The organism is Streptomyces sp. NPDC102437, assembly GCF_044765565.1.
Classification (GTDB): Bacteria; Actinomycetota; Actinomycetes; order Streptomycetales; family Streptomycetaceae; genus Streptomyces.
The window spans coordinates 255,588-273,582 of the sequence record NZ_JBIWKI010000003.1; the positions used below are offsets into that span (position 1 = coordinate 255,588).

Annotated in this window: 18 protein-coding genes and 2 pseudogenes; 12 read left to right on the forward strand and 8 right to left on the reverse strand. The window is 70.6% G+C overall.

Going from position 1 to position 17,995, the window contains the following annotated elements; translation table 11 throughout:
* Nucleotides 1-172 precede the first annotated feature (172 nt).
* Nucleotides 173-1,252, forward strand: coding sequence for a Dyp-type peroxidase (locus ACIRJP_RS06205; protein WP_404168710.1), 1,080 nt, complete (start codon nt 173-175; stop codon nt 1,250-1,252).
* Entirely contained in the window at nt 1,252-2,049 is a 798-nt protein-coding gene (locus ACIRJP_RS06210) for a family 1 encapsulin nanocompartment shell protein (protein WP_404168713.1), read from the forward strand. The genes ACIRJP_RS06205 and ACIRJP_RS06210 overlap by 1 nt, the downstream gene beginning before the upstream one ends.
* Before the next feature lie 4 nt (nt 2,050-2,053).
* Here the strand turns inward: ACIRJP_RS06210 and ACIRJP_RS06215 are convergent, their stop codons facing one another.
* Nucleotides 2,054-3,466, reverse strand: a complete 1,413-nt coding sequence (locus ACIRJP_RS06215; RefSeq protein ID WP_404168716.1) for a M64 family metallopeptidase — start codon at nt 3,464-3,466, stop codon at nt 2,054-2,056.
* A gap of 275 nt (nt 3,467-3,741) precedes the next feature.
* Here ACIRJP_RS06215 and ACIRJP_RS06220 point away from each other — a divergent pair, with 275 nt between their 5' ends.
* A complete protein-coding gene (locus tag ACIRJP_RS06220) occupies nt 3,742-5,118 on the forward strand; it encodes a tetratricopeptide repeat protein (RefSeq protein WP_404168719.1) in 1,377 nt (458 codons plus the stop codon).
* A 401-nt stretch (nt 5,119-5,519) separates the two neighbouring features.
* On the opposite strand, the gene ACIRJP_RS06225 is transcribed toward ACIRJP_RS06220, so the two are convergent.
* From ACIRJP_RS06225 to panD, 3 genes are read right to left on the reverse strand one after another with little or no spacing between them, the layout of a single operon-like run.
* The gene (locus tag ACIRJP_RS06225; protein WP_404168722.1) at nt 5,520-6,146 is read right to left on the reverse strand and encodes an arylsulfatase; all 627 of its coding nucleotides are present in this window, start codon (nt 6,144-6,146) and stop codon (nt 5,520-5,522) included.
* 31 nt (nt 6,147-6,177) lie between these two features.
* On the reverse strand, nt 6,178-6,537 hold the full coding sequence (locus tag ACIRJP_RS06230; RefSeq protein ID WP_404168725.1) for a GNAT family N-acetyltransferase: 360 nt from the start codon (nt 6,535-6,537) through the stop codon (nt 6,178-6,180).
* Between the two features lie 30 nt (nt 6,538-6,567).
* Nucleotides 6,568-6,993 (reverse strand): aspartate 1-decarboxylase, encoded by a 426-nt coding sequence (panD, locus tag ACIRJP_RS06235; protein ID WP_404168728.1) that lies wholly within the window; start codon nt 6,991-6,993, stop codon nt 6,568-6,570.
* A gap of 502 nt (nt 6,994-7,495) precedes the next feature.
* On the opposite strand from panD, the gene ACIRJP_RS06240 reads away from it, so the two are divergent.
* Both ACIRJP_RS06240 and ACIRJP_RS06245 read left to right on the forward strand, forming a co-directional pair.
* On the forward strand, nt 7,496-7,891 hold the full coding sequence (locus ACIRJP_RS06240) for a molybdopterin-binding protein (protein WP_404168731.1): 396 nt from the start codon (nt 7,496-7,498) through the stop codon (nt 7,889-7,891).
* A gap of 264 nt (nt 7,892-8,155) precedes the next feature.
* Nucleotides 8,156-8,260, forward strand: a complete 105-nt coding sequence (locus ACIRJP_RS06245) for a pyridoxine 5'-phosphate oxidase C-terminal domain-containing protein (RefSeq protein ID WP_404168969.1) — start codon at nt 8,156-8,158, stop codon at nt 8,258-8,260.
* Nucleotides 8,261-8,304: 44 nt separating this feature from the next.
* On the opposite strand, the pseudogene ACIRJP_RS06250 reads toward ACIRJP_RS06245, so the two are convergent.
* Nucleotides 8,305-8,776: pseudogene (locus ACIRJP_RS06250) on the reverse strand (molybdopterin-dependent oxidoreductase).
* 138 nt (nt 8,777-8,914) lie between these two features.
* Here ACIRJP_RS06250 and ACIRJP_RS06255 point away from each other — a divergent pair.
* The 4 genes from ACIRJP_RS06255 to ACIRJP_RS06270 are packed head-to-tail and all read left to right on the forward strand — an operon-like array spanning nt 8,915 to nt 12,073.
* Nucleotides 8,915-9,301, forward strand: coding sequence for a molybdopterin-binding protein (locus ACIRJP_RS06255; protein WP_404168734.1), 387 nt, complete (start codon nt 8,915-8,917; stop codon nt 9,299-9,301).
* Nucleotides 9,302-9,336: 35 nt separating this feature from the next.
* Entirely contained in the window at nt 9,337-10,143 is an 807-nt protein-coding gene (gene modA / locus ACIRJP_RS06260; RefSeq protein WP_404168972.1) for a molybdate ABC transporter substrate-binding protein, read from the forward strand.
* Nucleotides 10,140-11,000 carry a molybdate ABC transporter permease subunit gene (gene modB / locus ACIRJP_RS06265; protein WP_404168737.1) on the forward strand — a complete coding sequence of 287 codons (861 nt, stop codon included), beginning with the start codon at nt 10,140-10,142 and terminating at the stop codon, nt 10,998-11,000. Before modA ends, modB begins: the two co-directional genes overlap by 4 nt.
* Complete coding sequence (locus ACIRJP_RS06270) at nt 10,997-12,073, forward strand: ABC transporter ATP-binding protein (RefSeq protein ID WP_404168740.1); 1,077 nt, start codon at nt 10,997-10,999, stop codon at nt 12,071-12,073. Before modB ends, ACIRJP_RS06270 begins: the two co-directional genes overlap by 4 nt.
* 257 nt (nt 12,074-12,330) lie before the next feature.
* On the opposite strand, the gene ACIRJP_RS06275 is transcribed toward ACIRJP_RS06270, so the two are convergent.
* From ACIRJP_RS06275 to ACIRJP_RS06285, 3 genes and pseudogenes are all read right to left on the reverse strand, one after another.
* Nucleotides 12,331-12,771 carry a GNAT family N-acetyltransferase gene (locus ACIRJP_RS06275; RefSeq protein WP_404168743.1) on the reverse strand — a complete coding sequence of 147 codons (441 nt, stop codon included), beginning with the start codon at nt 12,769-12,771 and terminating at the stop codon, nt 12,331-12,333.
* Between the two features lie 294 nt (nt 12,772-13,065).
* Nucleotides 13,066-13,176 (reverse strand): annotated as a pseudogene (locus ACIRJP_RS06280) (GNAT family N-acetyltransferase); the annotation flags it as partial.
* A 147-nt stretch (nt 13,177-13,323) separates the two neighbouring features.
* Nucleotides 13,324-13,578, reverse strand: coding sequence for a hypothetical protein (locus ACIRJP_RS06285; protein ID WP_404168746.1), 255 nt, complete (start codon nt 13,576-13,578; stop codon nt 13,324-13,326).
* 1,019 nt (nt 13,579-14,597) lie between these two features.
* On the opposite strand from ACIRJP_RS06285, the gene ACIRJP_RS06290 reads away from it, so the two are divergent.
* From ACIRJP_RS06290 to ACIRJP_RS06300, 3 genes are all read left to right on the forward strand, one after another.
* Entirely contained in the window at nt 14,598-16,106 is a 1,509-nt protein-coding gene (locus ACIRJP_RS06290) for a carotenoid oxygenase family protein (protein ID WP_404168749.1), read from the forward strand.
* A gap of 159 nt (nt 16,107-16,265) precedes the next feature.
* The gene (locus tag ACIRJP_RS06295; protein WP_404168752.1) at nt 16,266-16,832 is read left to right on the forward strand and encodes a GNAT family N-acetyltransferase; all 567 of its coding nucleotides are present in this window, start codon (nt 16,266-16,268) and stop codon (nt 16,830-16,832) included.
* 239 nt (nt 16,833-17,071) lie between these two features.
* Nucleotides 17,072-17,986: a diiron oxygenase gene (locus ACIRJP_RS06300; RefSeq protein ID WP_404168755.1), complete on the forward strand. Its 915-nt coding sequence runs from the start codon at nt 17,072-17,074 to the stop codon at nt 17,984-17,986.
* Nucleotides 17,987-17,995: the final 9 nt, after the last annotated feature.

Consider the following 17,995-nt stretch of genomic DNA (forward strand, 5'->3'; position numbering starts at 1 on the left):
CTGACGCGCGGACTGCGGGGGCGGATCGCCGGGCCGCCCCGCGTTCGGTCGGCCGGATGGCCGCGGTTGCGGCCCCTTCGCGGCCGTGCGTAAGTGGCAACTGACCCCCGCCCCATCCCGCACCACAAGGCCCACTGCCCCTTCCCGACGTCGCCGCCCCTGGAGCCCTCCTATGCCCGACGCCACCACGGAGCCGGATACGGCCGCGGCCCAGCCCGTAGTCGCGCCGCTGACCAGCGCCGCGCTCATCCTGGTCGCCACGATCGAGCCCGGTGGCGAGCCCGCCGTGCGCGAGGTGCTGCCTGGCCTCGCGGCCTTCGCCCGCTCCATCGGATTCCGGTTCCCCGACGCCGGCCTGGCCTGTGTGACCGCCATCGGGTCCGGTGCCTGGGACCGGCTGTTCGACGGGCCGAGGCCGAAGCAGCTCCACCCGTTCCAGGAACTCGACGGTGCCCGCCACCACGCGCCCGCCACCCCGGGGGACCTGCTGTTCCACATCCGGGCCGAGCGGATGGACGTGTGCTACGAGTGGGCGGCCCGGATGCTCGACCGGCTCGGCGGCGCGGTGACCGTCGTCGACGAGACGCAGGGGTTCCGCTACTTCGACCAGCGGGACCTGCTCGGGTTCGTCGACGGCACGGAGAACCCGGTGGGGACGGACGCCGTCTCGGCGGTCCTGGTGGGCGCCGAGGATCCCCCGTTCGCGGGCGGCAGTTACGTCATCGTGCAGAAGTACCTCCACGACCTCACGTCGTGGAACGCGCTGAGCACCGAGGAGCAGGAGCGGGTCATCGGCCGTACGAAGTTCGACGACATCGAGTTCGCCGACGACGCCAAGCCCGCCGACTCGCACATCGCCCTCAACACGATCACGGACCCGGACGGCACGGAGCACGACATCCTGCGGGCCAACATGTCGTTCGGCAGCTTCGGACAGGGTGAGTTCGGCACGTACTTCATCGGCTATGCGGCCGATCCCGGCGTCACCGAGCAGATGCTCCGCAACATGTTCCTCGGCAGTCCGCCCGCCACCCACGACCGCATTCTCGACTTCTCGACCGCGGTCACCGGCACCCTCTTCTACGCCCCCAGCGCCGACTTCCTCGACGCCCCGCCGCCTCCGCCCTCCTCGGCCGGGACCGATTCCGTGCCGGAACCCGCGTCCGCGCCGGTGACGGCGAAGACCTCGGCCCCGGCCGCCCCTGCCGACGGTTCGCTGCACATCGGCAGCCTGCAAGAAAGCGCCCAGTGATGAACAATCTGCACCGCGAACTCGCCCCTGTCACGGAAGCCGCCTGGGACCAGATCCAAGAAGAGGCCCGGCGCACCTTCAGCCGCCATGTGGCGGGCCGCCGGGTCGTCGATGTCACCGGCCCGGACGGGCCCGAACTGGCTGCCATCGGCGACGGTCATCTGCGCGACGTCGATCCGCCCGCTCCCGACGTCATCGCACGGGCCCGCACGTCGGTGCCGGTCATCGAGTGGCGCGTGCCGTTCACGGTGACCCGGTCGGCCGTGGACGATGTCGAGCGCGGTTCGGACGACAGCGACTGGCAGCCCGTCAAGGACGCCGCCCGCACCTGTGCGTTCGCGGAGGACATGGCGATCATCGACGGGTACGCGTCGGCCGGGATCACCGGGCTCCGGGACGGCTCCTCGCACTCGCCGCTGGCACTGCCCGCCGATGCCCGGGACTATCCGGCCACCGTCAGCCAGGCGCTGACACAGCTGCGGCTGTCCGGTGTCGACGGCCCGTACCGGCTGCTGCTGGGCGCCGACGCGTACACCGAGGCCACCGAGACCTCCGACCACGGGTATCCGGTCGCCACCCATCTGGCCCGGCTGCTCGACGACCAGATCCTGTGGGCGCCCGCGGTCACGGGTGGGGTGCTGCTGTCCACCCGTGGCGGCGACTTCGAACTGCGCCTGGGCCAGGACCTGTCGATCGGCTATCAGGACCACGACGCGACGAGCATCCGGCTCTACTTCCATCAGGCGTTCACCTTCCGGATGCTGACGCCGGAGGCCGTGGTCCCGATCATCGCCTGAGCGGCTACCGCCTGTGCCCGGTCGCCCTGACGTTCCAGGTCAGGGTGTCGGTGGCCAGGGCGCGGACGGCGGGGTCGCGGATGGCGTCCGTACGGTCCACGGCCTCGGCGGTCATCCGGTGGCTGCGGCCGTCCGCGCGGACGCCGAGCGCCGCGGGGGTGACGGCGGTGCGCCCACGGGCGGACACCTTCTCGACGCCGTCGACATACCAGCGCAGCTCGGTCCTGGCGAGACCGGTGGCGGCACCGGGGCGGTTCGGGTGCGTGCCGGCGACAGCACTGCCGAGGTCCGCCAGGCTCACGGCGATCCGCCGGCCCGGTCCGACGGCGACGCCGGTGTCGACGGAGCTGCTCAGCGCGTTGCCCGCGCGGTAGAACCCGGCGATCATCGCCTCGCGCCCCGGCAGGTTGAACTCGGTGTTGCTCAGCTCCCGCATGATCGACGACTCGGTGGGGCGGTTGAGCCCGAGCGGGTAGTAGGCGCTGCCCTCGAACGTACCCACCGTGCCGCCCGCGGGGTCGGTCCGGCCCAGCCAGCGGTACCACTTGGCCTGCTTCTCGGCGAGCTGCGCGGCCGTGTAGGTGGTGGAGTTGGTCCCGCCCGGCTCGCCGCCGGTCCACGTCCCGTACTCGGGATAGGTGTACTCGTCGTCGAGCAGGCCGACCGAGTGCCCTATCTCGTGGGCGGCGATCAGGCTGGACGAGGCATGGTCGGAGGAGAGGGTGGAGACCCCGTTGAAGGGATGGCCCTCGGCCTGGAGCCCGGAGTAGCCCGCGCCGCCGTACTTGGTGGAGTTGGCGATGACGACCACGAGGTCGGCGGCGGGGGCCTGGGCGGCGTACGCGGCCACCTTGTCGATGTCGGTACAGATCAGCCGCTCGATGTCGGAGCACCAGAAGTAGCTGCCGAGCGCGGTGTCCCTGACGGTGTCCGGACCGGGATCGCCGCTGATGCCGGACTCGTTGGAGACCGCGTCGACCGTCCACACGTTGAACAGACCCTGGTAGCTCTTGTACGGCTCCAGGGCGGTGATGTCGGCCCACTTGGCGGTGGCGTCGGCGTGGAAGTCCTCCTGTTGGTCCGCCGTGTAGCCGTCGCCGATGATCACGATGTCCAGCCGGTCGTCGGACGGACCGGTCACCGCCTGTTCGCCCACCGTGCCGTCGACGGCGGCCTCCGCCGCGCTCAGCGGCGACGCGGCCGCGCCCTTCCGGACGGGGGCACCGACAGGGACCTCGACCGTGCGGCCCGAGCCGCCCGGATCGGGGAAGTATTCGACGGCCACGCGTCGGTCACCGCCGGCACCCGTGGGGGCGGCCGAGGCGGGTGCGGTGGCGGCGGTCGCGGCCAGGAGGCCGGCGAGGGCGAACCCCGCCACAGCTCCTGCCGTGCGGCGCGTGTGGAGGCGTCTACGCATGGACAACTCCTTCTGATTCTAGGGGACTTGGCGAACATCACGGGCACTTGCGGGTGCTAGCGAGTACTCGCAGGGACTATCGGAGGTACGCGGTGGCTCACAGGGCACGGACATCACATAACCCATGAGTTAAATCGACTTAATGCAATGCTTAACCTAGAGGTGGACGGGGTTCTCGAACAAGGCCCGGATGCCTGGTGGTTGAGGATCACAACCGGGCATTTACGATGCATGGACCGCATTTCGGAGCGGGGCGAGGCGGAAGGGACGGTGCGATGGACGAGGGGCGCACAGCGAGAAGGGGCGCAGGGCCGGCCGACGACCCCGGCGCCGTCGGCCGCCGGGTCCAACGACTGCGCACGAAACGCGGCCTGACACAGCGGCAGCTGGCAGAGCCCGCCTACACCCCCGCCTACATCTCCACGCTGGAGGCCGGCCGCGTGCGCCCCTCGGAGGCGGCCGTGCGCCACCTCGCGGACCGGCTCGGCGTCACGTACGAGGAACTGGCGACGGGGCGCCCCGCCCATCTCGCGACCGGTCTGCGGCTGAAACTCGTCGAGGCCCAGCGGACCCTGGCCACCGGCGCCGCCGAGGACGCCGCCGGCGCCTACAGCGGTCTGCTCGCCGAGGCCGTCCGGCACGGGCTCGACGACGAACGCGCCGCGGCGACGCTCGGGCTGGGCCACTGCGCACTGGAGACGGGCGATCTGCCCGCGGCCCGCGAGCACTTCGAGGCGGCGGAGAGGCTGCTCGCCGACGCCCCGCTCCCCCGGCGCGCCCCGGCCGTCCGGGGCAGAGCGGTCGCACACCTCCTGGCCGGCGAACTCCGTTATGCCTGCTACCTGTTGGAGAGCGCGATCGACGAGCTCAACACCTCCGGCCTCCAGGACCCGAGCGCGCTACTGCTGCTGTACACGGCCGCGATCGCCCCGTACATGGACATGGGCGCGCACGCCCGCGCCGCCCAGGCGAGCGAGCTGGCGCTGGCCCTCGCGCCACAGGTGTCCGATCCGGAGCTGGTCGCCGGACTGCACCGGAGCGTCGCCCGTACGCTCATAGCGGCGGGCCGCACCGCGGAGGCGGACGCGTCGCTGGCCAGGGCGGCCGAGATCTACCAACAGCTACAGATCCGTACGGAGCTCGCGCACTGCCACTGGATGCGCGGCTACGTACACGCGCAGGACGGCGATCTGTCCGGCGCCGAGGCCGAACTGCGCGCCGCCCGCGACATGCTGGCATCGAAGCGCGCCGCCCTGTACACCGCTCAGGTCGAGGTGGAGCTGGCCGATGTGCTGCGCCGGGGCGGCAGGACCACCGAGGCCCGGGAGCTGCTGCACAGACTCCTCGGCGAACTGCACCCGGAGCGGGGGGCCGTCCACGCGGGCGGCGCGCATCGGCTGCTGGGTCTGATCCACGAGGAACAGGGCGAGCTCGATGCGGCCGAGGAGCACTACGTCGCCGCACTGGCGCTGCTGGAACGGGCGGGTGCCGCTGGGGATCTCGCGGACATCTGCCGGCTGCTGGGCGATCTGCTGCGGCGGATGGGCCGGACCGAGGCGGCGATGGACGCCTACCGGACCGGGCTCGGCCATCGGGCCTCACCCGGCAGCACCACACTGGGCCCGGCACCGGTCCGCCCACCCACGGCCTGAGCCCGGTCCGGTGGCCGGGCCGCCCGCCCCGTCGGGCCGGTCTACGCCCAGGTGAATGCCGCCTTGTTCGCCCGCCCCGTCACCAGCCCCGCTGGGGTGCGGGCTCCGGCACCGGCTCGGGGCGTGGTTCGGGCGGCTGCGGGATCGGGTCCGGCGCGGGGCCGGGGGGGACGGGGCCGGGTGGTGGAGGCGGCGGCTCCGGCAGCGGCGACGGCGGCCCGGGCATCGGTCCGGGGGTGGGCGCCGGCGGCACGGGGTCGGGGTACGGGTTCGTCATCGGGAGGCCTCCGAACGGTTCGGGTGGATCTGCTTCCACCGTCTCCCGGAGCAGCGGCCCGCGCCTGGTGAGTCCGGGCCCGCGGGTTCGGGATGACCGGCCGGGGGCCGGGGCCGTACGGAGGTCAGCGCGCTGCGGCCGCCGCGGCGGCGAGACCCGGGCCGGGGCTGGAGAGCATCGGAATGCGGGTGCCCGTACGGGTGACCGCGTCGGCCATGGACGCCTGTGCCAGCACGATCGCGTCGGCGTCGCTGACCGCGTCGGCCGCGGCCGCGACGAGGTCCAGGTAGCCGTCGCGGTCACCGGCCTCGAAGCGTGCCCAGGCCCCGTCCACCACGACGGTGCGTACGTCGACGGGTCGGTCCCCCGCCTCTTCGGCGAGCAGCGCGAGGGTCGGCGCCAGGGTGCCGGCGATCGCCGCGAGCACCACCACGCGGTCCTGTGCCGCGGCGGCGGACGCCATCGGGCGGTCGACGCGCAGCACTGGAACTCCGAGCGTCGCCGACTCCGCCTCGGCGACGGCGCCGATCGTCGAACAGGTACAGAGCACGGCGCGGGCACCGTCCGCGACGGCGCCCGCGAGCAGGGCCCCGATCTCGCCCGCCACCGCTTCGGGGCCCGATTCCCTGGCCCTGGCGAGTAGGTCCTCGTGCACCAGGTGGCGGAGCGCGAGTCCGGGATGGCCGGCGTCCCGGAGCGCGTCGAAGACACGTACGTGAACCGGGGAGGTGTGCAGCAGCGCGAGCGTCATCCGCCGACGGTACCGCCCCGGCCCACGTCGGTCAGTACAGCTCGGGGTGCGCCTTGAGCTGCGTCTTCGCCTGCTCCACCAGGTCGGCCGGGACCTCGGGAGCCTGGTCGGGGTGGCGCGCCGCCCACTTCGCGGCGTACGGGCAGAGCGGCACGACGGGCACAGCCTGGCGCGCCGCGGCACAGAACTCCCGGACGAGGGCGCCCGCGATGCCCCTGCCCTCGTGTCCGGGCTCGACGACCGTGTGGACGGCGACGAGCGCGGCGGGTTCACCGTCCATCACGAAGTACGCGACGACCCCGGCGGCCTTGCGGTTCTCGTACGCGAGCAGGTTCCCGCTCGCGCGATCGTCGCGGATGTCGAGTTCGACGCGTTCTGCCGGCTCTGCCATGACGATGCTCCCTCGGGTGTCCGGACCGGGTCAGCGCGCCGGGGGAACGGCGTGCGGGCTCCGTTCGGTGACGGTGCCGGGTACGGGTGCGGACGCGTCGGAGCCGAGTCCGATGATCCTGTTGCCGGCGTCGACGTGCACGACGCGCGGCTCCAGGTCACGGGCCACGGCGTCGTCGACCTGGGCGTAACTGATCAGGATGACCAGGTCACCGGGGTGGACGAGGCGGGCGGCGGCGCCGTTGATGCCGATGACACCGGAGCCGCGCTCGCCCTCGATGACGTACGTCTCCAGACGGGCACCGTTGTCGATGTCGACGATGTGCACCAGCTCCCCGGGCAGCAGATCCGCCGCCTCCATCAGCTCGGCATCGATGGTGACGGAACCCACGTAGTGCAGGTCGGCCTGGGTCACGGTGGCCCGGTGGATCTTTGATTTGAACATCGTGCGCAGCATCGAGGTACTCCTGAACATAGGCTCCCTGCCTGCGTTTTTGCAGGTCAAAGGCGGTTTCCCTACCATACAACCAGTCGCACGTCCGGTCAGCATTCCCCAGGTTCTCCATGGCTCATGCTGACCACTTGCCGACTCTTCCGACACATCGTCAGGTGACTGCTGGAGAGCTTCGCCCGCTCTCCCGGAACCCACCACGACGCCTGCACGCAGCGCCCTCCGAGAGCCATGCGCTCCACCGTGCCGACTGCCGCGACCGCCTCCGGGGCGGCTGCGACCGTGACCCTGGGCAACTCGTCCGGACTCGGGTGCGAGCCCACGCGGCCCACCCGCTCCGCGTCGAGAACCAGTGTTCGGGCACGAAGTTCGAACATCATCGGCTGGTCAACGGCGTGGCGGTGACGCTGGTGGCTTCACCGGATGCCCCCCGATACCGGACGACTTCAGCCCGACCGGACCAGGGCGGTGGGCATCGGTTTCCGTGGATGGGCCTATCTTGGCGCGTATGCAGTTCTACACAATTGGCCAGGCCGCCCGACTTCTTGGTGTGAGCCCGGATACCGCTCGGCGCTGGGCCGACGCCGGCCGGGTGGTCACCCGTCGGGACGAGGGCGGGCGGCGACTCATCGAGGGGAAGGATCTTGCTGCCTTCTCCATGGAGCTGGCCAAGGGCAGCGGCGGTGAGGAGGACGCCTCGTACACCTCGGTCCGCAACGCCTTCCCCGGGATCGTCATCGCGGTGAAGATCGGTGACGTCGCCGCCCAGGTGGAGATCCAGGCCGGGCCGCACCGACTGGTGTCGCTGCTGACGCGGGAGGCAGTGGAGGAGCTGGGGCTGGAGGTCGGGATGGAGGCCACCGCCCGGGTGAAGTCGACGAATGTACACATCGACCGCGCCTGACTGAGCAGCGATGGCCTCCCTCGGACCAGTCGCTGCCCGAGTACGAATGCGCCCCGGTACTGATCGTGGACGACGCGGTGGCGCAGGTAGAAGGTCCAGGCGGGCCGGCCTCAAGTGGTGTCGCTCCGGACCGGCGTCCTGGGCAACCAGGCGGCTCAGCCATGTCCGTGCGTTCTGCGGCAGCGCGTGGCGCCTCGGCGCGGCCCATCCGGACGAAGTGCCGTGCCCGCCGAGCTGGACGCTCTACGCCATCACCCCACCTACGTGGAGTTCTGGCAGGCGAGCATCGACCGTGTCCGCCACCGGATGGTGTGCGGCCGGGACGAGGCCGGACAGCCCACCTGGCACCACGGACTGCTCTGGCCCTGACGGCGCGCGGCGGCGGCCAGGGCCCGGCGGGCGCGGGCGGGTCGTCACGTCCAGGAGGCGTAGCCGCCGTCCACGCGAATCGCGTCGATGCCGCTGATGTGCCGGGCGCCGCAGCGGTCCTGGGGGCAGGACGAGCTGGGCGCCGGCGTGGTCGAGCAGCGTGCCGTCGACGGTGGCGGCGAGCAGTACGGGCGCGCGGCCGAAATCGGGGTCGATCTCCGCCCAGGACAGCAGGGTGTGGTGGCCGTCCGTGCCGGACACCGCGATCAGGAAACGCAGGCGGTCCTTGCGGCGGGCGCGATCGAAGACGGGACCGGCCGACGAAAGGACGTCGTGCAGGAGCGGCCCGGTGAAGCGGTGGTGCCGGGTGCCGCTGGTGGCGCACTCGAAGCTGACATCGGCCTCGTGCTGCGGCCAGGCGAGCAGATCGGGCACCGTCAGGCGGGTCGGACGGGTCAGGTCTCCGGTGAGGGCGGGTTCCGCCATCGTGACCGCCGATGCAGGGGACTGGCTCATGGGCTACCACTTCCTGGATGCCCATACCCCGGCGCCCTTCCCGTACAAACGCACATGCAACCCAGAAGGATCTGCACTCCGGCTCATGCAATGACACAGAAGACTTTCACCTCGCATCTGCGGCACTATCATCAGTGCATGCACATCTACCGGATCGGGGACGCGGCCGCCTTGCCCGGCGTCAGTGCCCACACCGTGAGGCGTCTGGTCGACGGCGGGAAAATCACCGCCGAACGTGACGGGACCGGCTGCCGGATCATCCCCGGGCCGGCCCTCGCGGCCTACGCCCGGCAGTTGCATCGTGCGGAGCGGGATTCCACGGGCTCATCGGCCCACAACGGCTTCTCCGGCATCGTCGCCGATGTGATCCGCGGCGACGTGTCGGCGCAGGTGGAAATCCAGGCCGGGCCGTTCCGGGTGGTGGCGATGGTCAGCCGCGAGTCGGCTGAGGAGCTGAAGCTGGAGCCCGATGTTCCGGCGGTTGCCGTGATCAAGTCGACCAACGTGGTCGTCGACAGACCGTAGACATGTCCGTCAGGACCAGAGGGAGTGGACCCTTGATAACCCGTACCGCACGCCGGACTCTGCAGGTGACCGGTGCAGGCACCGCCGCGCTGCTGGGACTGAGCGCCTGCTCCTCGTCCGACGATTCCTCGTCGGTGAAGTCGGACTCCTCCGCCTCGGACAAGCTGTCCGGCACGGTCACCGTGTTCGCCGCGGCCTCGCTGAAGGAGAGCTTCACGACCCTGGGCAAGGAGTTCGAGAAGCAGCACCCGGGGACAAAGGTGACCTTCAGCTTCGGCGGCAGCGACTCCCTCGCCGCGAGCATCACCGGCGGCGCACCTGCCGACGTGTTCGCCGCGGCCAGCCCCAGGACGATGAAGGTCGTCACCGACGCGGGCGACGCCTCCGGCACGCCCGCCACCTTCGTCCGCAACCAACTGGAGATCGCCACCCTGCCGGGCAACCCCGACAAGATCTCCTCCCTCAAGGACCTCACCGAGTCGAGCCTGAAGGTCGTGCTCTGCGACAAGGAGGTGCCGTGCGGTGCCGCCGCGCAGAAGGCCCTCGACGCCGGCGGTCTCAAGCTCACCCCGGTCTCGTACGAGCAGGACGTCAAGAGCGCCCTGACCAAGGTCGAGCTGAAGGAGGCCGACGCGGCGGTCGTGTACAAGACCGATGTGAAGGCAGCCGGTGACAAGGTGGCGGGCGTGGAGTTCCCCGAGTCGGCCGACGCCGTCAACGACTACCCGATCACCCTGCTCAAGAACGCCCCCAACGCCGACGCCTCCAAGGCATTCATCGCGCTGGTGCAGTCCGCCCAGGGTCAGAAGGTCCTGACCGGGGCCGGGTTCCTGAAGCCGTGACCTCGACCACGAAGTCCGACGCCGCGACCGGCACCCTCCGGGGTGGGCCGCGGCGTCGGCGCGTCGGGACGGGTGGCGGCCGCGGTGCACCACTGCCTCTGCTCGTGCCCGCGCTGATCGGCCTGGCATTCCTGATCGTGCCACTGATCGCCCTGCTCGTCCGGGCCCCGTGGCGCAGCATGCCCGAGCAGCTGACCAGCGCCGAGGTGTGGCAGGCGCTCCGGCTGTCCCTGATCTGTGCCACCGCCGCCACCGCCGTGAGCCTGGTCATCGGGGTGCCGCTGGCCTGGCTGCTGGCCCGGGTCGAGTTCCGCGGCCGTGGCCTCGTGCGCGCGCTCGTCACGCTCCCGCTGGTCCTGCCGCCGGTCGTCGGCGGTGTGGCGCTGCTGACCTCGCTCGGCCGCAACGGCATCGTCGGACAGTGGCTGGACTCCTGGTTCGGCATCACATTGCCGTTCACCACGGCGGGGGTCGTGGTGGCGGAGGCGTTCGTGGCGATGCCGTTCCTCGTCATCAGCGTCGAGGGCACACTGCGGGCTGCCGACCCGCGGTACGAGGAAGCGGCAACCACTCTGGGCGCGTCCCGCTTCACCGCGTTCCGCCGGGTCACACTCCCGCTGATCGCGCCGGGCATCGCGGCCGGAGCGGTCCTGGCGTGGGCACGCGCGCTCGGCGAGTTCGGCGCGACCATCACCTTCGCCGGCAACTTTCCCGGCCGTACACAGACCATGCCCCTCGCCGTCTACCTCGCCCTGCAGAGCGACCCGGAGGCGGCGATCGCCCTCAGCCTGGTGCTGCTTGCCGTGTCCGTCGCGGTACTGGCCGGACTGCGCGACCGTTGGATGACCGCCGGATGACCGAGACACACGACCTCCACACCGGCACCGCCCCCGACGGGCTCGACGCCCGTCTCGTGGTGGACCGCGGTGCCTTCCGACTCGACGTGGCGCTTACCGTCGCGCCCGGCGAGGTGGTCGCCCTGCTCGGCCCGAACGGTGCCGGCAAGACCACGGCGCTGCGTGCGCTGGCCGGCCTGACACCGCTCACCGGCGGTCAGCTGCGGCTGGACGGCACGACGCTGGAGCGTACGCCGCCGGAGTCCCGCCCCGTCGGCGTCGTCTTCCAGGACTACCTGCTCTTCCCCCACCTGACCGCCCTGGACAACGTGGCGTTCGGGCCCCGCTGCCAGGGGGCGACCAAGGCGGAGGCACGCGCGCAGGCCGCCGAGTGGCTCGACCGCCTGGGACTGGCGGATCACACCGGCGCCAAGCCCCGGCGGCTCTCCGGCGGCCAGGCGCAACGTGTCGCCCTCGCCCGCGCCCTCGCCACCCGCCCCCGTCTGCTCCTCCTCGACGAGCCCCTGGCCGCACTCGATGCCCGTACCCGTCTGGAGGTCCGTACCCAACTCCGCCGCCACCTGGCAGAGTTCGAAGCAGTGGCCGTACTTGTCACGCACGACCCGCTCGACGCCATGGTCCTCGCCGACCGCCTGGTCGTCGTCGAGCGCGGCGAAGTCGTCCAGAACGGCAGCCCGGCCGACATCGCCCGCCACCCCCGTACGGACTACGTCGCGCAGCTCGTCGGCCTCAACCTCTACCGGGGCCACGCGGACGGCCACACGGTCCGCCTCGACACCGGCCCTGCCATCACCACCGCGGAGGTCCTGTCCGGACCGGTCTTCGTGGCGTTCCCCCCGAGCGCCATCACCCTCTACCGCAGCCGCCCCAGCGGCTCGAGCGCCCGTAACCTCTGGCGCTGCGAGGTCGCCGGCCTGGAGACCCACGGCGACCAGATCCGCGCCGCCCTGACCGGCGATCTCCCGCTCGCCGCCGATCTCACCGCGGTCGCCGCTGCCGAGCTCGACCTGCATCCGGGCGCGGAGGTCTGGGCGACGGTGAAGGCGGCGCAGACCCATGCGTACGCCGTCTGAGAACACGCAAGGACCGGCGATCGTCCATGACCTGCTTCTTCTCGTCGAGCGACAGCACCACTGCTCCCGGGGGCGGTCCAGGTAGAGGGCGCACACAGCGGCAGCACGCTGCCAGAAGTCGGGGGTATCCCGACGGGTGAGCCAGCCGCGGACCTTGTGCGGTTTCAGCCAGCGAGCCATGCGCGGCATGCGAGCGGTCTACTGGGCGGTTATTGCTGCGTTTCGTCGGCCGCATTGCAAAGAGCCGGTCGGCGCTCCTACGAGTGGCTGTGTCGGGTCAGGCATCCTGCCGGATCCGGCAGTGGGTGCAGGTCAAGCATCATGTCGAGCGATAGAGACCAGTCCGCCTCTGCTAAGAAGCTCACCGGTTGGAAGCCGTTCTTCTCGTAGTAGCGGATGGCGCGGAGATTGTCGGCTTGGACGCCGCCCCACAGGATGATCCTCGTCCTACCGAGCAGTCGTGCAACCTCCGTGACAAGCGGGAAGGCGAGCGTCCCGATGCCCCGGTCCTGGTAGTCGTCAGCCAGAGTGGGGCCGAAGCGGCAGTCAGCCGCTCCAGTGAGGCGGATGCCCGCGTCCTGGTAGCGCGCAATGTCCGTCGGAGTCAGATCGAGGCTGAATTCGAGAAGGCCGACGATCCTGCCGGCCGGCATGTCCTCAAGTACCAGCCTGAGCTTGTCGTAGCGCGATCGCGCCACACATCTCCCGGGCGGTCGCGAAGTCGTACCCGTCGAACATACTGAATCGCCTCGACTCGGGGGACAAGGCCTTGAGAAACTCGGCCAGGTGCCCCGTGTCGGCGTGCACGAGGGGGCGAAAGATGAGAACCGAACCATCATGAGCTTTTAGACGGTGAGCCAGGCACAGGGGGTCCTTCGCAATACCCGTCAGCGTAAGCACCCCAGTAGCCTCTCTGCCTATCAGTGGCCTCTGTCCAGCCCGGCGCTCTGGTCATCCAGTTGTGAGACTCCTCAGTTCGAAAAAGCGACGTCTTATGACAGATCCTTACGCATCATGGTGCACATCGTCTCGTGGCGGCGCACTGTTCCATCGGGGGCCTGCTCGTTCCATGCGTCTGGCCGACGTTCGTAGGCACGGTAGCCCTCGTCCGACCGGTCCGCTGGGGCTAGTCGACGGTGACGGTGTAGGTGGTGCGCTCGGGAGCCTGGGAAGGGGACTCCGCCCCCGTGGTCGGGGTGGCGGGAGGTCCGGCCGTCTCGGGGGGCAGTGTGGAGTTGTTGCGATGATGGTCACCGCGTGGGCGCCGTCCTCGCCCGAGACGTCGACCGGCACCGGCCGCCCCTGCGCCACCGGCTTCCGGGCTTCCCGGCTTCGGTGAGGACTGCCCTGCGGTCGGCGGCGCTGTCCAGGTCCTGGCGCCCGTAGTCACTGCCGGTGGCACTGCCGACGGCGGTGTCGTTGATCCGTTCCTGCCCCTCGGACCCCATTCCGCCCCAGTTCTCGCCGCCGTCGCCTTCGGTGTGCAGCCGGTGCTGTTCGGCCACCAGTCGCTGCTTGAAGGCCTCGCCTCGGGGTCGTCCTGATCCACCGCTGGCCGTCGAACGTGACGAAGTTCGTGGGGTTGTTCGCACCGTCCGGCGCCAGGCCATTGCCGTTCATGCTGTCCGTGGCGGTGACCACCGGCGTGGGATGCCGGCGCATCCAGTCGGGAACCTCGCCGTTGATCTTGTCCTGGAATGCGCCGATCTCGCCGACGCTGGCGCCTGCCCTGCATCGATGTGTCGGTGGGAGTCCGCGTACCGCCGACGTGAACGTCCATCACATCTCCCCCGTGCGAGTTCGATCACGACCGCCCGGCACGGTAACACGCACTGCGCGTAAGGGAGATCTCCTGTCGCCTTCCGCACACACCTCCTCCGCATCACCCCGTCAAGGGCTGTTCCCACAGTCTGCAAAGGCGCATTGCCGACCCATGCGGCCGCCGACCTGTTGCGGCTGTTCGCCGAGTTCGCTGACGCGGGCCCCTCCATGAACCGTGCGAATCAGGCATCGGCTCGGGCTCGTTGACCGGTTCCGGACCGGGCCCCCGAGTCGACTCCGGCCCGTTGACCGATGCCGGACCGGACCGCGGAATCGACTCCGGCCAGTTGACCGGCTCCGCATCGGGAGTCGTCGGCCCGTGTCCCTTCTGTTCGTCGCGGTTGCTCGACCGTCCGAGGGGGCGAACGGCACGCCGAACGGAGCTCCACCGTCCGGCGGCCTGGGCCGTCTTCATCCACCAGGGCGATCCGGGGCCGTCTCCGCGGTGCACCTGTGGTGCCGCTGCCCCGAGCGCCCGATCCGCCTGCGTGCCGTGGCGCTGCCTGCCTCTACGTCTCCGGCGCCGGCTCCGTGGTCCGGCGGCTCCGGCCGGCCCGGACGTCGTGGGCCCTGGTCTTGGGTGTTGCCGGCAACACCTCAGACCGGGGCCCCAGGCCGACTGACCGGACGCCGGTCGCGCAGCAGACTCGTTCCCAGCACCGGCGAGGACCCGCCGGGCACAGATCACGGACGGGGAAGAACGATGAGCAGTCACACGCGGCGAAGGATCCTCCGGGGCGCGGCACTCGCGGCGGCCGGCAGCGTCGTCGGAGGCTACGGTCTCGGCCACTACGCCGCCCCGGCGCAGGCCGCCACCCGCGGCACGGCGTCCGAAGGCCCCGGGTCCACCCCGTTCCTGGAGGGCACCTTCGCCCCGGTCACCGAGGAACTCACCGCGTTCGGCCTCGAAGTGACCGGCCGGGTCCCGCACGACCTGGACGGCCGTTACCTGCGTACCGGACCCAACGCGCTGGGCATCGAGGACCCCCGGGCCCACCACTGGATGCTCGGCGACGGCATGGTCCACGGGGTGCGGCTGCGCGCCGGGCGAGCCGAGTGGTACCGCAACCGGTGGGTGCGCTCATCTCAGGTGGCGCGGAAGCTGGGCGAGCCGTATCCGGGCGAGGTGCCGCCGGACGACTTCGCCTGCAACACGCACGTCATCCCGTACAAGGGGCGCATCCTGGCCCTCCAGGAGAGCGGGCCGCTGCCGTACGAACTGGACGGCGAGCTGAACACGCTGCGCCCGTACGACTTCCGCTCCACGCTGGAGGGCGCGTTCACCGCGCACACCAAGTACGACGCGGCGGCGGACGAACTGCACGCGGTGGCGTACTACCCGACCTGGGACCACGTACGGCACATCATGATCGACCGGACCGGCCGGGTGGCAAGGACCCACAGGATCCCGGTCGCGGACGCGCCGATGATGCACGACTTCGCTCTGACCGGGAAGTACGTGGTGATCGTCGATGTGCCGATCACGTTCGACATGGCAGCCGCCGAGGCGGGCGCACCCGTGCCCTATGTGTGGAACGCGGAGCACCCGATGCGGTTGGGGGTGATGCCGCGCAGCGGTGGCACGACCCGTTGGTTCGAGATCGATCCGGTGTACTGCTCGCACACGCTCAACGCCTACGACCAGGGCGACACCATCATCATGGAACTCACCACCATGCCCGCTCCGTTCTACGCCGCGGGCCGCGGTAACGGCGGCCCCTCCACGACCGGCACACCCGTGCTCGACCGCTGGACCATCGACCTGCGTGCGGGCCGTGTCCGCAGTACCCGCGTCGACGACCTGCCGCAGGAGTTCCCGCGCGTCAACGAATCCCTGGTGTCTCGGCGGCACCGCTTCGCGTACACGGCGAGCGCGGCGGAGATGTGGCGCGCCTACGAGACGGTCGACGGGGTGCCGCCGGACGACAGGTTCACCAACTGCCTGCTGAAGCACGACATGCTGCGCGGCAGCCGGCAGGTGCACCGCTTCCCGAACGGCGCGGCGGCCGGCGAGCCGGTGTTCGTGCCGCGTCGCGGGGCACGGGACGAGGACGACGGTTACCTCCTCTCGTATGTGCACGACCCGGGCCGCGGCGCGAGCGACCTGGTGATCCTCTCCGCGCAGGACTTCACCGCCCGTCCCCTGGCCCGCGTCCACCTGCCGGGACGGGTACCGCTCGGCTTCCACGGGAGCTGGGTGCCGGACGCGTGAGTGGTTCCCCCGCAGAGGCACCAACAGGCTTTCTCGGTAACGGAGTCGAACGAAACGGGGCCTCTGGCGGCCCGACGGGCTGTGTGTCTCCCGCCCCTGGTCTTCTGGTTCGAAGAGCATGGCCATCAGTGCCTGCGGTCGGCTGAGGGGATGGAAGTCATGAGCGACATGTGGACCGGTGAGAAGGTGCGTCTGCGCGGCGTCGAGCCCGGGGACTGGGAGGGCTTTCGTTCCCTGGCCCGGGACACCGTCGACGTCCGCAACGCCGGTCTGGTCGAGCCGCCCCGCTCCGATGAGAGCTTCCGGGCCTGGACGGCCGACCGTGCTGTCCGGGCCCCTGGCGGTGAGGCGTTCCGGCTGGTGATCGAGACGCTGGCCGACGGCACGTTCTCGGGGTCCGTGACGGTCGGTGAGACGGACACTCGCGCAGGACGGTTCAAGACCGGCATCGAGATCGCGTGTGATCACCGTGGTCGGGGCCACGCGACAGAGGCCTCCGAACTGCTCCTCACGTACATGTTCGCCGAGCAGCGCCACAACAAGTGCGAGGTCGAGGTCCATGCGTTCAACGACGCCTCGCTCGCCCTCTACCGCAAGCTCGGCTTCATGGAGGAGGGACGGCTGCGCCAGCACGAGTTCTTCGCAGGCAGCCACCACGACGTCGTGCTGCTCGGCATCACCGCCGACGAATTCTGGGCCACACACCGGCGTCCCGCCGTGCGCTGAACGACGAACCGCCGCCCCGCCCGCTGTCCGGCCCCTCCCGCCGGTGATCGATCGAGCGGATTCGGTCCGAGGGGTAGGCCCGCACGACACTCTTGCTATACGTTCCGTCTAACAGCTTGCTAGACGTAACGTCTAACAAGCGATGGAGGCGCTCGGCAGCCACGCACCCATCGAGCGGGTACGGGTGGGGTCAAGGCCGGCCGGCGTCGAGTCGAGCTGTCGAATCGAGGAGCCGCACCATGGCAAGCAGCACCCTTCGGCCGGAGGACCAGGACCGGCGCGACGAGCAGGACGTCGCCCGGCGGCTGCTCGACTCGTCGGCGAAGCTGTCGTACGACCCTGCCACCGAGGTGGACTGGGACACCCCGCTGGACAAGGACTTCCACGGTGCGAGCCCCGAGTGGAGCACGCTCTACGGCACGGCGTACTGGAACGAGCTGACCGATGCCCAGCGCAAGGAGCTGACGCGGCAGGAGGCCGCGTCGGTGGCCAGCACCGGCATCTGGTTCGAGATGATCCTCCAGCAGATGGTGCTGCGCGACATCTACACGACGGACGCGACCGACCCGCGGTTCCAGTGGGCGCTCACGGAGATCGCCGACGAGTGCCGGCACTCCATCATGTTCGCCCGCGGGGCGGCGAAGCTGGGCGCCCCCGCCTACCGGCCGCGCCGTGCGGTGGTGGAGCTCGGCAGGGCGTTCAAGACGCTCGCGTTCGGCGAGGCCGCGTACGCCGCGATCCTGGTCGCCGAGGAAGTGCTCGACGTCATGCAGCGGGACTGGATGCGGGACGAACGGGTCGCGCCGTTCGTGCGGACCATCAACAACATCCATGTCGTGGAGGAATCACGGCACATGAAGTTCGCCCGCGACGAGACCCGCAAACGTATCCGGAACGCGGGCCCGCTGCGCCGGCAGCTCAACGCGTTCGTGATCGCGGTCGCGTCCTACTTCATCGTCACCAGCATGGTGAACCGGCAGGTGTACGAGAACGCCGGGCTCGACACACGGCGCGCCGTCGCCGAGGCCGGGGCGAACGAGCACCACAAGTCCCTGATGCGGTCCAGCTGTTCGGGACTCATGGAGTTCCTGGCCTCGGCCCGCCTACTCACCCGGCCCGCGCTGGCTCTGTACAAGCGCGCCAACCTGATCTGATCCGAGCGA